The organism is Mesorhizobium hunchu, from assembly GCF_040081975.1.
Lineage (GTDB): Bacteria > Pseudomonadota > Alphaproteobacteria > Rhizobiales > Rhizobiaceae > Mesorhizobium > Mesorhizobium hunchu.
This window is the reverse complement of sequence record NZ_JBEBMG010000009.1, coordinates 1-13491: the sequence shown is the minus strand read 5'-3', so window position 1 is coordinate 13491 and position 13491 is coordinate 1. Positions and strand designations below refer to the sequence as shown.

Sequence of the window (13491 nt, the reverse complement as noted above, 5' to 3'; positions counted from 1 at the left end):
GGCAGCCTACTCGGCGGCTTCGCGCATCCCGGACGGCATATCCGGGAAGGTGCAGATCACCGTGGTTCCGCGATTCTCGCCGGTCTCGATGCGCACCATGCCGCCGTGCAGTTCGACGAAGCTCTTGACGATGGAGAGGCCGAGGCCGGCGCCGCGGCGGCGGCCGCCGTTGGCGCGCGGTTCGAAGCGCTTGAACACGGTTTCGAGCACGTCGGGCGCCATGCCCGGGCCGTCGTCGTGCACGGAGAACTCCACGCCGGCGGCGACATGGCGGCAGGCGAGCGTGACAGTGCTGTTCTCCGGCGCGTAGTTGGCGGCGTTGGAGAGCAGGTTATAAAGAATCTGGCGGATGCGCGTCTCGTCGCCGTGGAAGCTTCTCGGTGCGCCGGCGGCCTCGACGACGAGGCGGATGGCGTGCTCCTCCAGCCTGTCGGCCACGAGTTCGGCCGCTGCGGCGATGGCGCGGCCGACCTCCACCTCGGAGATGTCAAGCTGCATGATGCCGGCGTCGACCGTCGCCAGATCGAGGATGTCGTTGACAATGGTGAGCAGTACCGACGACGACGAGCCGATATGCTCCAGATATTCGCGCTGCTTGCCCGTAAGCGGCCCGGTGGCCGGCAGCGACAGCAGTTCGGTGAAACCGATGATGTTTGTCAGCGGCGAGCGCAGCTCGTAGGAGACGTGCTGCACGAACTCGTTCTTGAGATGGTCCGCCTTCAGAAGCGCTTCGTTCTTGTCCTTCAGCGCCCGCTCGACATTCACGCTGTCGGTGATGTCGACGAAGGTGATCATGACCTGGCCGTTGGGCAGGTGGATGACGGCGAAGCGCAGCACGGCGCCACCGGTCAGCTCGGTCTGGCCATGCCGGTCGCGACGCTCCTCGTCGAAGCCGGTGACGGCGGCGACGAAACCGGGCCAGGGACTGTCCTTGGCGCTGCGCTCGCACAGGTCGCGGATCAGCGAGACGTGCATCTGCGGGCGCAGGTCGCTCTGTTGCAACCGCCACAGCGCGGCGAAAGCCGGATTGGACAGGCGCAGGCGCCCGTCGGGGCCGAACACCGCCACGCCCTCGGCGAGATTGTCGATCGTCTCGCCCTGCACGCGCACCGCCGTCTGGTAGCGGCTTTCAAGGTCGATCTTCTCGGTCAGATTCTCGAAAACCCATGTCACGCCGCCCTTGGGCTGCGGATTGGCGACGACGCGGATGGTCTTGCCGTCGGGCAAGTGCCACCAGTGCTCCTGCGGCTCGACCGCGCGATAGGCGGACAGGAGATTTTCCTTCCAGCGCCGCCACTCCGGCTGCTCGGCGATGGTGCCCTCGGCGCGCAGCCTGTCGAGCAGAAGCGCGTTTTCCGGCGCGCTGTTGAGGAAGGCGGCGTCCAGTCCCCAGAGCTTCTGGAAAGCCTGGTTGAAGGAGCGCAGCTTCTGGTCCGCGTCGAAGGTCGCGACGGCCGTGTTCAATTGATCGAGCGTGTCGGCATGGCTGCGGACGGTGCGGCCGTATTCCTCGCGCACCGCCTCGATGGCGCTGACGTCGCTGGCCAGTCCGGCCGACCCGTCGGCAGCGGCGAAATCGGTGACGGCGAACATATGGCGGTCGCCGCCGATGACAGTCGAGAGCGTCTGGGTGAAGACCGGATTGGACCTGTGCTGATCTGCAATCGCCTCGCGCGACTGGCCGCCGAGGAACTCCTTGCCTTCGCGCACGGCCGCCTCTCCGTCCGTGGCCTCGACGGCATCGGCATAGGCACGGTTCACCCATTTGAGCTGCCCGTCGGCCATGCGCAGCCAGAAGGGCATGGGAAGCGCGTTCATCAGGCCAAGCAGAATGTCGTGGTCCGCCGACAGGCGCTGGTTCTCGATCTTGAGCCGCGCGCTGCCGCGCTGAACATCCGAAAGCGAGGCAAAACGCGCCATCACATGGGCAGCGTTCTTGCGCCCCTGAACCTCCAGCGGCGTCCCGATCTGGGTCTCGACGGCGAGATCGAAGGCCGTGCCGGTTTCGCGCAGCGCGGCGATCGCCCGCTCCAGCGCGGCGGCTGAGCGTGGCGCCAGCCAGCGGCCGAAAGCCAGAAATCCTGCACGATCCTCCGGCGCGCCGCTTTCGGAAGGCAGGGACCCCACCAGTTCGGGCTTGCGATTGTCGGCGGACCAGACGACGACGCGCTGTTCGCGCAGGTTGAGCATCGATTCCGAGCGTTGCAGCGCCGCGTTCACGTCGGCCAGACGGCTGCGAAGCTCGACATTCTCGGCAGCCGTGCGGCCGCGCTCGCGAATGAGGAAGATCGCCGACAGGAGCGCGGCTCCCATGACGCCGGAGACGACGGCGAACTGGATCACGTCGACCGCGCTCAACGGCGCGGCGGAGCCCGCCGCCACGGCCGACCCCACAGGGAGCAGCCAGCCGAGCGCCGTGCCGGCGGCCAATGCCATGCGGCCCGCGCGCCGGCGCGGTTTGCCTGCGGCCTTGGCCGCCGAATCGATGTGGCCGCCGGAAACGGCCGTTCCCGCGCGAAGCGGGTATTCCCCCGGCATGTCCTGGTCCTCTCCGCCGCCTGATCCAAGCCGCCCGATCGCGACCACGGTCCTCCCCGAATCCGCAAGGTCGCGCCGATAAAACACGCTACGAACGCCTCGATACCCGGAAAGCCGCACCTCGTTCCGGCCAGTGAAAAGGCGAACTTCCCGCCGGCCGCGCGATCGCGAATCACCCCACAATACCGTCTTGGCGAATCGCCGGGAAGCGGCGCGGCGCGCAAAAATAAGGCCGGGCGATCTGTCAATCGCCCGGCCACAATATGTTGTGATTAATAAAAGTTGAATTAATAGCGGTAGTGTTCCGCCTTGAACGGCCCCTGCGGCGTAACGCCGATATACGCGGCCTGCTCGTTCGACAGCGTGGTCAGCTTGGCGCCGAGCTTGCCGAGATGGAGCTTCGCCACCTTCTCATCGAGATGCTTCGGCAGGACATAGACCTGGTTCTCGTACTGGCCCTTCTTGGTGAACAGCTCGATCTGCGCCAGCACCTGGTTGGTGAAGGACGCCGACATGACGAAGCTCGGATGGCCCGTGGCGTTGCCGAGATTGAGCAGGCGGCCCTCCGACAGAAGGATCATGCGCTTGCCGTCCGGGAAGGAGATCATGTCGACCTGCGGCTTGACGTTGGTCCATTTCAGGTTGCGCAGCGCGGCGACCTGAATCTCGTTGTCGAAGTGGCCGATATTGCCGACGATGACCATGTCCTTCATCGCCCGCATATGGTCGAGCGTGATGACATCCTTGTTGCCGGTGGTGGTGATGACGATGTCGGCGGCAGGGGCTGCGTCTTCCAGCGTCACTACCTCGTAACCGTCCATTGCCGCCTGCAGAGCGCAGATCGGATCGACCTCGGTCACCTTGACGCGGGCGCCGGCGCCGGCGAGCGAAGCGGCCGAGCCCTTGCCGACGTCGCCGTAGCCGCAGACGACGGCGACCTTGCCGGCCATCATCACGTCGGTGCCGCGGCGGATGCCGTCGACCAGCGATTCCTTGCAGCCGTACTTGTTGTCGAACTTCGACTTGGTGACCGAATCGTTGACGTTGATGGCCGGGAACGGCAGCAGGCCCTTCTTCTGAAGCTGGTAGAGACGGTTGACGCCCGTCGTGGTCTCCTCGGTGACGCCGCGGATGGCCTCACGCTGCTTTGTGAAGAAGCCGGGCGAGGCCTTCATGCGCTTCCTGATCTGGGCGAACAGAACTTCCTCTTCCTCGCTGCCGGGGTTCGACAGCACGTCCTCGCCGGCCTCGGCGCGCGCGCCGAGCAGGATATACATGGTGGCGTCGCCGCCGTCGTCGAGGATCATGTTGGACGGCTGCCCGTCGTTCCACTGGAAGATCTGGTCCGTGTAGGTCCAGTATTCCTCGAGCGTCTCGCCCTTGACCGCGAAGACCGGCACGCCGGAAGCGGCGATCGCGGCGGCGGCCTGGTCCTGCGTCGAAAAGATGTTGCACGACGCCCAGCGGACTTCGGCGCCGAGCGCCGTCAGCGTCTCGATCAGCACAGCCGTCTGGATGGTCATGTGCAGCGAGCCGCTGATGCGCGCGCCCTTCAGCGGCTGGCTAGGGCCGAATTCCTCGCGCGTGGCCATCAGGCCCGGCATTTCGGTCTCGGCGATCTCGATTTCCTTGCGGCCCCAGTCGGCCAGCGAAATATCGGCGACCACGTAATCCTTGCGATCCGTCATGGCAGTGCTCCAGTGAAATCCGTTATGAGGGCGCCAATGCCGAAGGCGCGGGAATGGCGCGAAATCGGCGGCCTGACTAGCAGATCGGGCTCCGAACGGCAATGGGATATAAAGAAATCTTTATCTGCATATATCATCAGGACGGCCGGACCAGCGGATCGACGACCCGCAAATCCAGCGTGACGCCAAGCTTGTCCAGCATCTTCCGGAATCCGGCGACCGTATAGGTCCGGCTTTCGGTGACGAGCGCGACGGTCCGCCCCGTCCCGCTGCGAGGCAGCGGCAATGCCGCCGCAACGGCTTCGGCCGGGTCGAGAAACAGCCAGTCCGGGCGCGCCTGCTCGAAGAAGGAACGCAGCCAGGGCAGATGGGTGCTGGAGAGCGTCAGAACGTCGATCGCGGGCCAGCGCGTCGCGATCGCGGCCGTGAATGCCGTCACCGCCTTTTGCGTCCGCTCCGGGTCCGACAGGAATGCGCCGCTTTCGACCAGGTCGACCATGTCGGAGGCTTCGATCAGCGCCACGTGTTCAGGATCTGGAACCCGGTCGCGGACAAAGCCGGGCAGTTCGACGCTTTCGATCAGCGAACGCACGCCCATCGTGCCGACCATACCGCTTCGACTGCGCGCCAGGGCCTCTTCGAGCGGAGGCGCGACACCGTAGATGGGGACGGAGCAGCTACCCTTCACATCGTCGAGGACCATGATCGACGGCGCGTTCGACGCCAGCACGATCGCTTCCGGCTCATGATCGAGCAGGAAGCGGATGGTGGCGCGGATGATTGCCAGAAGAGCGGCCCTGTCCTTGCCACCATAAGGGAAGCTGGCCCTGTCGGCGAAATAGAGGATATCTCGCCGGGGCTGGCGACGCCGGATGAGATCGACGATGGCATAGCTGCCGATTCCGGCGTCGAAAACGGCCAGCGGCTTCGACAGCGACAGGCCATTCAACGGCGACCCATTCGATGACGACACCGGCCTCAGATTTCCTCGCCGAAGCGATCGGCCACGAGATCTGCCAGCGCAGCCACCGCCGCAGCCGCTTCCGGGCCGGACGCGACAATGCGGATGGAGCAGCCGGGGCTGGCCGCCAGCATCATCAGGCCCATGATCGAGGTGCCGCCGACCGAAACGCCGTCCTTCTCGACCTCCACGGCCGCGTCGAAAGTGCCAGCGACCTGGACGAACTTGGCCGAGGCACGCGCATGCAGGCCGCGCTGGTTGACGATGCGCACGTCGCGGGCGAAGACGCCGGCGGCAGGGGTGGCGCCGCTCATTTGCTGGCCAGCAGCTGACTGGCGACGTTGATGTATTTGCGGCCTGCCGCCTGGGCCTCGTCGAGCGCCGCCTTCATATCATCGGCCTTGCGGACGCTGGAGAGCTTGATGAGCATCGGCAGGTTCATGCCGGCGATGACCTCGGTGCGCCCCGATTCCATGACCGAAATGGCGAGATTGGACGGCGTGCCGCCGAACATGTCGGTCAGCACGATCACGCCAGCGCCGGTGTTGACGCGCGCAACGGCGTCGACGATGTCGCGGCGGCGCTGCTCCATGTCGTCGTCGGCTCCGATGGCGACGGTCTCGAAGTTGTCCTGCGGGCCGACCACATGCTCCACTGCGTGGCGGAACTCGTTGGCCAGTTGACCGTGCGTGACGAGCACGAGTCCGATCATTCTCAGGCGACTCCCGTCTTTCTGGCAGGTGATGCCACGGCCCCTTCACGGGCTCATCGTCTAGGCGCCGGCCTTTCCGGCGGCGGGAGCGCTATCTTGTCGAGGCGCGAGCCGTTGACAAGCCCAAAATTGCGGCAGAGTTGGCCATTTTGACGCATTGCAGCAAAAATTCGGGGCATTTCAGGCGAATGGCGCAAGCCCGAGACGCGCCGCGACGATCGCAACCGCGGCCTCGATAGCGCGCTCGGGAACGTCGATCCGGGGCAGGGTCACGCCACCGAGTACTTCGACGCCGTCCTCCTGCAACCGCGTCGCCTGCGCCGCCGGCACGAGCCGGACGACCATATCGGCGACCATGGCCGGTTCGAACGGAATCGCCTGCGGGCCGATGCCGCGCACTTCCGCCTTTCCCGCGATGGCCGGAGGCGCACGACAGATCACGCGTCCCTGGCGGATCGTAACGAGAAGCTGGTCGTCGCTCACCAGGCGACACAGCATCCAGCGCGACGCGAAGCGTCCGGCGAGCGCGAGTGCCAGGGTGGATTTGCCGGCGCCGGATGCGCCGGTGATGACGACGCCGCGGTCGCCGATCAGCAGGGCGGTGCCGTGGATGTTGGGTCTCATGCCGGTCTGCGACGATGCATCAATTGTCGGCCGGCAAGGTGACGACGAAGCGGGCGCCGCGGATTTCGCCCGGCTTGGCGCCGGGGATGTTTTCAGCCGTCAGCGTGCCGCCGTGACCTTCGACGATCTGACGGCTGATCGACAGGCCGAGCCCCGAATTCTGGCCGAACGCCTCGCCGGCGGGCCGGTCGGTATAGAAGCGCTCGAAGATGCGCTCGATGTTGTCGGCGCGGATGCCGGGGCCGTTGTCGTCGATCGTGACGATGATCGACTTTCCCGATCGCGAGAGCGATATCGCGACGCGGCCATGCTCTTCTGGAACGAAGGAGCGCGCGTTCTCGATCAGGTTGGTGATGACCTGCCCCAATCTGAGGTCGTGCCCCTGGACGAAATAGCCCTTCACGCCCTGCGGCGGCTTGTTCACCTTGAGTTCGATCTCCACCGGCCTCTTGTGGTGGGATACCTCGCGCGAGACGGAGACGAGATCGGTGATGAATTTCTCCAGATCGACGCGTCCGGCGTCCTCGCGGGCGAGTTCGGCATCGAGGCGCGAGGCGTCGGAAATGTCGGTGATGAGCCGGTCGAGACGGCGCACGTCGTGCTGGATGATCTCGAGCAGCCGCGCCCGCGACGCCTCGTTCCTGGCGAGCGGCAGCGTCTCCACCGCGCTGCGCAGCGAGGTCAGCGGGTTCTTCAGTTCGTGGCTGACATCCGCGGCGAAACTCTCGATCGCATCGATGCGGGCATAGAGAGCGTTGGTCATGTCGCGCACTGCGATCGAAAGGTTGCCGATCTCGTCCTGGCGGTCCGAGAAATCGGGAATTTCCTCGCGGCTCTTGACGCCGCGGCGCACGCGCACGGCAGCCGCCGAGAGCCGGCGCAGGGGATTGGCGATGGTCGAGGCGAGAAGCAGGGACAGGATGGCGGTGACCAGCGCGGCAATGCCGAACACGCGCAGGATGGCCTTGCGCTCGGCCGACACGATCTTGTCGATGTCGCCGCCCTCGGTGGACAGCATCAGCACGCCGAGCACGGCGCGGAAACGCTGGATCGGCACCGCGACGGATACGATCTGCTCGCCCTTTTCGGAGACCCTGACGATGGTCGAGGGACTGCCGGTCAGCGCCTTGACGACCTCGGGGAAAGCCGCGCCGTTGCCGCCCGGCTGTTCCTTGTAGACGGGCAGGTCCCTGTTGCGGAAGAAATTGAAGAGGAACTTCTCGATGCGCTCCGAGATGCTCGGCTTGTCGTCGTCAACCGGCGGTATCTCATAGCGCAGGATCTGACCGCGCGAATAGAGATGACGCGAATCCAGAAGCAGGTTGGCATCGCGGTCGTAGATGCGGGCGCGGGTGCGAGTCGGCGAGATCAGCCGCCGCAGCACCGGCGCCACGCGTTCGGGATTGATGGGGAAGTCGAGGTTGTCGAGCTGGTCGGTCGAGGGGCCGACGCTCTCGCCGGCCTGCAATTCCAGAAGCTTTTCCGGATCGATCGAGATCGAATCGGTCTCAACCGTCGCCGAGGCGGCGATGGCGCCGGCGATGATCTCGCCTTGCGTCATCAGGCTTTCGACGCGCGCATCGATCAGCCCGTCGCGGAAGGTGTTGAGATAGAGGATGCCGGTGACGAGGACGGCGAGGCCGGCGAGGTTGAGGAAGAGGATGCGCCGGGTCAGGCTGGAAAAGATGTGATGGCCGAGGAAACGGCGCAGCGGCACCGTGATCTTCGAGAGGAACGAAGGCCGCAACGGCCGCCTTGCGGCCGCCGCCGGTCTGTTCCTCTCGACATCCACCGCCATCGAACGCTCCGCCTACGCCTCGCGGAAACGGTAGCCGACCCCGTAAAGCGTCTCGATCATCTCGAAGTCGTCGTCGACGGCCTTGAACTTCTTGCGCAGCCGCTTGATGTGGCTGTCGATGGTGCGGTCGTCGACATAGACCTGCTCATCATAGGCCGAATCCATCAGCGCATCACGGCTTTTCACGACGCCGGGGCGCTGCGCGAGCGAATGCAGGATCAGGAATTCGGTGACGGTCAGCGTCACCGGCTCGCCCTTCCAGGTGCAGGTGTGGCGCTCCTGGTCCATCACGAGCTGGCCGCGCTCCAGCGATTTCGACTGCTGCATGGGCGCCTTGGCCGCCGCTTCGCGGGCGTTGGCGCGGCGCAGCACCGCCTTGACGCGCTCGACCAGCAGGCGCTGCGAGAACGGCTTCTTGATGAAGTCGTCGGCACCCATCTTGAGACCGAAAAGCTCGTCGATCTCGTCGTCCTTGGAGGTGAGGAAGATCACCGGCAGATCCGACTTCTGGCGCAGGCGGCGCAGCAGTTCCATGCCGTCCATGCGCGGCATCTTGATGTCGAGGATGGCGAGATTGGGCGGCCGCGCCGCCAGGCCCTCGAGCGCGGAAGCGCCGTCGGTATAGGTCTCCACGCGATATCCCTCGGATTCGAGAGCGATCGACACCGAAGTAAGGATGTTGCGATCGTCGTCGACCAGCGCGATTGTTGCCATTTCAAGCGGCTCCCTCATGAGCGGGCGTCCCTTCTTTCTGGAAGACGGGACCTTTGCAGGACAAATTAGGTACAAAATGTGGCATGGCGATTGACCTCCTACAGGGCCGCCCTACGCATGTCCACAATCGCAGCCTCGCGCGGATTGGACGCCACGGCGCTGCCGATCCTTTGGGCTCCTCAAGGAAAACTTGCACATCTAAACGATTTAAACAACTTTCAAATTTTTTAAATCGATTAATGATTTGATATTGTTTGCCTTTTCTGGTTGAGGCGCTAACTGCCCCCTAGAAAACGGCCTCGCCAAACCATCGGGCGCGAGCGCCGGCAGCCAAGAGGAAACACTTCATGTCGGAGTTCGGCATTCGCAATCCAGCCTGCGCGATCACGGCGGCCGGCATCGCCACCAGCGGCACCGTCCGCTACAATTTCGAGGCCGCCGCGCTCTGCGAGGAAGCGCTGCGCCGGAGCGAGGCGCGCCTGACCGCGCATGGGGCGCTGGTCGCCGATACCGGCCAGCACACCGGCCGCTCGCCGAAGGACAAGTTCGTCGTGCGCGACGAAGGCACCGAAGCAGTCGTGTGGTGGGAAAACAACAAGGCGATGGCGCCGGAGCAGTTCGACGTCCTGCTGGCAGACTTCCTGGCACATGCCGCCGACAAGGATCTCTACGTGCAGGATCTGATCGGCGGCGCCGACGCATCGCACGCCCTCCCGGTCCGGGTCGTCACCGAATTCGCCTGGCATTCGCTGTTCATCCGCAATCTTCTGATCCGTCCGGATGTCGACGCGCTGGCGCATTTCGTCCCCAAGATGACCATCATCGACCTGCCGTCGTTCCGGGCCGATCCAGCCCGTCACGGCACCCGCTCCGAGACCGTCATCGCGCTGGACCTGACGCGCATGATCGTGCTGATCGGCGGCACGGCCTATGCGGGCGAGATGAAGAAGTCCGTCTTCACGGCGCTCAATTACCTGCTGCCCGAAAAGGACGTGATGCCCATGCACTGTTCCGCCAACGAGGGGCCGGCGGGCGATACGGCAATCTTCTTCGGCCTGTCGGGCACCGGCAAGACGACGCTGTCGGCGGATCCGGCGCGCACGCTGATCGGCGACGACGAGCATGGCTGGGGCGAAGCCGGCGTCTTCAACTTCGAGGGCGGCTGCTATGCCAAGACCATCCGCCTTTCCGCCGAGGCCGAGCCCGAGATCTTCGCCACGACGCGGCGCTTCGGCACGGTGCTGGAAAACGTCGTTCTCGACGAGAACCGCGTGCCGGACTTCGACGACGGCTCGAAGACCGAAAACACGCGCTGCGCCTATCCGCTGGACTTCATCCCCAACGCCAGCGCCACCGGCCGCGCCGGCCACCCGAAGAACATCATCATGCTGACGGCGGACGCGTTCGGCGTGATGCCGCCGATCGCCAGGCTGACGCCGGCGCAGGCGATGTACCATTTCCTGTCCGGCTACACCGCCAAGGTGGCCGGCACCGAGCGCGGCGTGACCGAGCCCGAAGCGACGTTCTCGACCTGCTTCGGCGCGCCCTTCATGCCGCGTCACCCGTCCGAATACGGCAATCTCCTGCGCCGCCTGATCGCCGACCACAAGGTGGATTGCTGGCTGGTCAACACCGGCTGGACCGGCGGCGCCTTCGGCACCGGCAGCCGCATGCCGATCAGGGCGACGCGGGCGCTTCTGGCCGCCGCGCTCGACGGCTCGCTGGCAAAAGCCGAATTCCGCACCGACCCGCATTTCGGCTTCTCGGTCCCTGTCGCCGTACCGGGCGTGGACGGCGCCGTCCTCGACCCGAAGATTCTCGATCCTCGGGCAAGCTGGGCCGACGACGCGGCCTACGATCGCCAGGCCGAACGGCTGGTCGGCATGTTCATCGACAATTTCACCAAATTCGAGAGCCATGTGGATCCGAGCGTGAGAAGTGCCGCCCCCGCCGTCAGGCAGGCGGCGGAATAGCGGCGCCGACCGGCTGCGCACGAGGCCCGGTCCATCCGGGCCTTTTCTTTTTCGGCGCGGCGGGCGATGACTGCGCCATGAGTAGCGACGACATCGTCATATCGCCCGAGGCGGTCATCCGCCCCGGTGACCTTCGCGAGGACTTCGTCCGCGCCTCGGGACCCGGCGGCCAGAACGTCAACAAGGTGGCGACCGCCGTGCAACTGCGCTTCGACGCGGCAAACGCGGCCGGCCTGTCGGAGCGCGTGCGCGCCAATCTCCTGAAACTCGCCGGCCAGCGCGCCACCAAGGACGGCGTGGTCGTCATCGAGGCCGACCGCTTCCGCACCCAGGAGCGCAACCGCGCAGATGCGCGCGAACGGCTCGTCGCCCTGGTCGAGCGCGCGGCGAAACCGCCGCCGCCGCCGCGCAAGAAGACGCGGCCCTCGAAAGGCGCGGTCGAGCGCAGGCTCAAGGAAAAAGCGGGGCGCTCGACGGTGAAGAAGCTGCGCGGGCGGATCGAGCGGGATTGATCTGGCGCCGCACCGCGCCAAGGCGCTTTCAATTCCGGCGAGCGGATGCCAAACTCGTTTCGGCGGGGCTTATTGAAGTATCGAATTGCGCAGGAGGCGTGCATGGGATTTTTCGATTTCGTCAAGGGTGTCGGCGAGAAGCTCGGCTTAGGCGACGATGACGACGACGCGGCCAAGGCCGAGGCGCTGAAGAAGGAACTGGATTCCCACAAGATCGGCACTGACAACGTGCAGGTCGAGGTCAAGGGCGACACCGCCGTGCTGAAGGGCGATGTCAAGGACCAGTCGATCTTCGAGAAGGCGGTGATCGCGGTCGGCAACACGCTCGGCGTCTCGAAAGTCCAGGCCGATGAGTTGAAGGTCGGGGCGGACGCCGCCGCGGCGCCGGCGAAGGCACCGGTGTTCTACACCGTCAAGAAAGGCGACAATCTGTGGAAGATCGCCGAAGCGGAATACGGCAAGGGCAAGGGCGCGAAGAACACGCTGATCTTCGAGGCCAACAAGCCGATGCTGAAGCATCCCGACAAGATCTATCCCGGACAAGTGCTGCGCATCCCGCCGCTGGATTAAAGCCCGCTTCCGGACGCGGGCAACGGTTTCGGGATAGGGACAAAACCAGCGACTTGGCGTGGACGGCGACTTTCGGGTCGCCGTTTCGCTTTTCAGAGTCCAGGATCGAATACGGGGCAGTTTTGTCCCTTTTGGAGACGCAATGCCGGTCTTGCCGCAAGGCTTCCGCCATCTGCCGGATCTTCTCGACCGCGATGCGCAGCACGTCCTCGCGGAGGAGGTGCGCGCGGTCGTGCGCGCCAGCCCGCTCTATGTGCCGGCGATGCCCGGTACCGGAAAGCCGATGAGCGTGCGCATGACCAATTGCGGCCAGCTCGGCTGGGTGACCGACAAGGAGCACGGCTACCGCTACCAGGAAACCCACCCCGTCACCGGCGCGCCGTGGCCGCCGATCCCCGACCGGCTTCTCGACCTGTGGCGCGCCGTGGCGGACTATCCCGATCCGCCGCAGGCCTGCCTCGTCAATTTCTATTCGGCCGGCGCCCGCATGGGGCTGCACCAGGACCGCGACGAGCAGGAATTTTCAGCGCCGGTCGTCTCGGTCTCGCTCGGCGACGACTGCCTGTTCCGCATCGGCGGCACCCGGCGCGGCGATCCGACGGCGTCGCTGCGGCTGCGATCGGGCGACGTGGTCGTGCTGGGTGGAGAGAGCCGCATCGCCTTCCACGGCGTCGACCGCATCTATCCCGGCACCTCGACGCTGCTGAAGGGCGAGGGCCGCATCAACCTGACGCTGAGGCGGGTGACAGGCTGATCCGGTCGCATCCGACGCGTTTTCGTAGCGATATTTTAAGGCCCCATAGTGTAGTCACATGTGGCGGAACCGGGATCGATCTCTTGGACGTATACGCGAAGGAAGCACGCCAACTGGCGTTGTGGTTTACCGCGATAAGTACCCTGGCTGTATTCGCGTTGCTTCCGTTCAGCAAAATCACCTTCACCGGCACGGACCTCGGTAGAATCGCCTTCGTGACCGGTATCGCCGGTGTGTGCGCCGGCTACTGCTGGAAGCGGGGTATGGATCGGCTTGCACCAGGGCTTGAAGCCGTCATGCTCGGCCTCTTCATGACCGTTCCCATTCTTGTCTCGACCTATCTGGCCATGTCGCTCGACCACCCGCTTGCGGACGAATCGCTGGCATATGCCGACGGCATCATGGGTTTCGACTGGACGGTTTTCATTGGCTTCGTGGATGGGCACCCCGACCTAGGTTCAGGACCTATTAAATTGATTTGAGATGTGATTCACAGTCTTGTTTGAGGAGGCTGTGATGAGTGATTTGTTTCTGCTGAGCGCGCGCCAGATGGCTCGGATCTCGCCGTTTTTTCCCTTGGCGCATGGCGTGCCGCGTGTTGATGACCGACGGATCGTGAGCGGGATCGTCTATGTGATCCGCAATGG

Annotated in this window: 14 protein-coding genes; 6 read left to right on the top strand and 8 right to left on the bottom strand. The window is 65.0% G+C overall.

From position 1 onward, the window contains the following. Nucleotides 1-6 precede the first annotated feature (6 nt). The 8 genes from ABMA46_RS15750 to ABMA46_RS15715 form a co-directional block, all read right to left on the bottom strand. Nucleotides 7-2538, bottom strand: coding sequence for a sensor histidine kinase (locus ABMA46_RS15750; protein WP_349000735.1), 2532 nt, complete (start codon nt 2536-2538; stop codon nt 7-9). A gap of 287 nt (nt 2539-2825) precedes the next feature. Then, nucleotides 2826-4226 (bottom strand): adenosylhomocysteinase, encoded by a 1401-nt coding sequence (gene ahcY, locus ABMA46_RS15745; protein ID WP_349000733.1) that lies wholly within the window; start codon nt 4224-4226, stop codon nt 2826-2828. Nucleotides 4227-4362: 136 nt separating this feature from the next. After that, on the bottom strand, nt 4363-5199 hold the full coding sequence (locus ABMA46_RS15740) for a glutamate racemase (protein ID WP_349000731.1): 837 nt from the start codon (nt 5197-5199) through the stop codon (nt 4363-4365). A gap of 5 nt (nt 5200-5204) precedes the next feature. Continuing rightward, nucleotides 5205-5501 (bottom strand): HPr family phosphocarrier protein, encoded by a 297-nt coding sequence (locus ABMA46_RS15735; protein WP_349000729.1) that lies wholly within the window; start codon nt 5499-5501, stop codon nt 5205-5207. Beyond that, nucleotides 5498-5899: a PTS sugar transporter subunit IIA gene (locus tag ABMA46_RS15730; protein WP_349000727.1), complete on the bottom strand. Its 402-nt coding sequence runs from the start codon at nt 5897-5899 to the stop codon at nt 5498-5500. Before ABMA46_RS15730 ends, ABMA46_RS15735 begins: the two co-directional genes overlap by 4 nt. A 180-nt stretch (nt 5900-6079) precedes the next feature. Further along, nucleotides 6080-6523, bottom strand: a complete 444-nt coding sequence (locus ABMA46_RS15725; RefSeq protein ID WP_349000726.1) for an HPr kinase/phosphorylase — start codon at nt 6521-6523, stop codon at nt 6080-6082. 19 nt (nt 6524-6542) lie between these two features. Then, the gene (locus ABMA46_RS15720; protein WP_349000724.1) at nt 6543-8321 is read right to left on the bottom strand and encodes a stimulus-sensing domain-containing protein; all 1779 of its coding nucleotides are present in this window, start codon (nt 8319-8321) and stop codon (nt 6543-6545) included. Nucleotides 8322-8333: 12 nt separating this feature from the next. Further along, entirely contained in the window at nt 8334-9035 is a 702-nt protein-coding gene (locus tag ABMA46_RS15715) for a response regulator transcription factor (protein ID WP_349000723.1), read from the bottom strand. 347 nt (nt 9036-9382) lie between these two features. On the opposite strand from ABMA46_RS15715, the gene ABMA46_RS15710 reads away from it, so the two are divergent. The 6 genes from ABMA46_RS15710 to ABMA46_RS15685 all read left to right on the top strand — a co-directional run. Beyond that, on the top strand, nt 9383-11008 hold the full coding sequence (locus tag ABMA46_RS15710) for a phosphoenolpyruvate carboxykinase (RefSeq protein WP_349000721.1): 1626 nt from the start codon (nt 9383-9385) through the stop codon (nt 11006-11008). A 77-nt stretch (nt 11009-11085) separates the two neighbouring features. Next, the gene (gene arfB / locus ABMA46_RS15705) at nt 11086-11520 is read left to right on the top strand and encodes an alternative ribosome rescue aminoacyl-tRNA hydrolase ArfB (RefSeq protein ID WP_349000720.1); all 435 of its coding nucleotides are present in this window, start codon (nt 11086-11088) and stop codon (nt 11518-11520) included. A 102-nt stretch (nt 11521-11622) separates the two neighbouring features. Next, nucleotides 11623-12090: a peptidoglycan-binding protein LysM gene (gene lysM, locus ABMA46_RS15700; RefSeq protein WP_349000718.1), complete on the top strand. Its 468-nt coding sequence runs from the start codon at nt 11623-11625 to the stop codon at nt 12088-12090. 142 nt (nt 12091-12232) lie between these two features. Then, a complete protein-coding gene (locus tag ABMA46_RS15695; protein WP_349000716.1) occupies nt 12233-12844 on the top strand; it encodes an alpha-ketoglutarate-dependent dioxygenase AlkB family protein in 612 nt (203 codons plus the stop codon). A gap of 83 nt (nt 12845-12927) precedes the next feature. Further along, the gene (locus ABMA46_RS15690; protein ID WP_349000714.1) at nt 12928-13326 is read left to right on the top strand and encodes a hypothetical protein; all 399 of its coding nucleotides are present in this window, start codon (nt 12928-12930) and stop codon (nt 13324-13326) included. Between the two features lie 34 nt (nt 13327-13360). Continuing rightward, the coding region (locus ABMA46_RS15685) for a transposase (protein ID WP_425475763.1) at nt 13361-13491 on the top strand (131 nt) is incomplete at its 3' end.

Bases quoted from the DNA above. Each gene is read 5' to 3' on its own strand.
- ABMA46_RS15750 (WP_349000735.1), bottom strand. From the start codon at position 2,538: ATGCCGGGGGAATACCCGCTTCGCGCGGGAACGGCCGTTTCCGGCGGC.
- ahcY (WP_349000733.1), bottom strand. From the start codon at position 4,226: ATGACGGATCGCAAGGATTACGTGGTCGCCGATATTTCGCTGGCCGAC.
- ABMA46_RS15735 (WP_349000729.1), bottom strand. From the start codon at position 5,501: ATGAGCGGCGCCACCCCTGCCGCCGGCGTCTTCGCCCGCGACGTGCGC.
- ABMA46_RS15730 (WP_349000727.1), bottom strand. From the start codon at position 5,899: ATGATCGGACTCGTGCTCGTCACGCACGGTCAACTGGCCAACGAGTTC.
- ABMA46_RS15725 (WP_349000726.1), bottom strand. From the start codon at position 6,523: ATGAGACCCAACATCCACGGCACCGCCCTGCTGATCGGCGACCGCGGC.
- ABMA46_RS15720 (WP_349000724.1), bottom strand. From the start codon at position 8,321: ATGGCGGTGGATGTCGAGAGGAACAGACCGGCGGCGGCCGCAAGGCGG.
- ABMA46_RS15715 (WP_349000723.1), bottom strand. From the start codon at position 9,035: ATGGCAACAATCGCGCTGGTCGACGACGATCGCAACATCCTTACTTCG.
- ABMA46_RS15710 (WP_349000721.1), top strand. From the start codon at position 9,383: ATGTCGGAGTTCGGCATTCGCAATCCAGCCTGCGCGATCACGGCGGCC.
- arfB (WP_349000720.1), top strand. From the start codon at position 11,086: ATGAGTAGCGACGACATCGTCATATCGCCCGAGGCGGTCATCCGCCCC.
- lysM (WP_349000718.1), top strand. From the start codon at position 11,623: ATGGGATTTTTCGATTTCGTCAAGGGTGTCGGCGAGAAGCTCGGCTTA.
- ABMA46_RS15695 (WP_349000716.1), top strand. From the start codon at position 12,233: ATGCCGGTCTTGCCGCAAGGCTTCCGCCATCTGCCGGATCTTCTCGAC.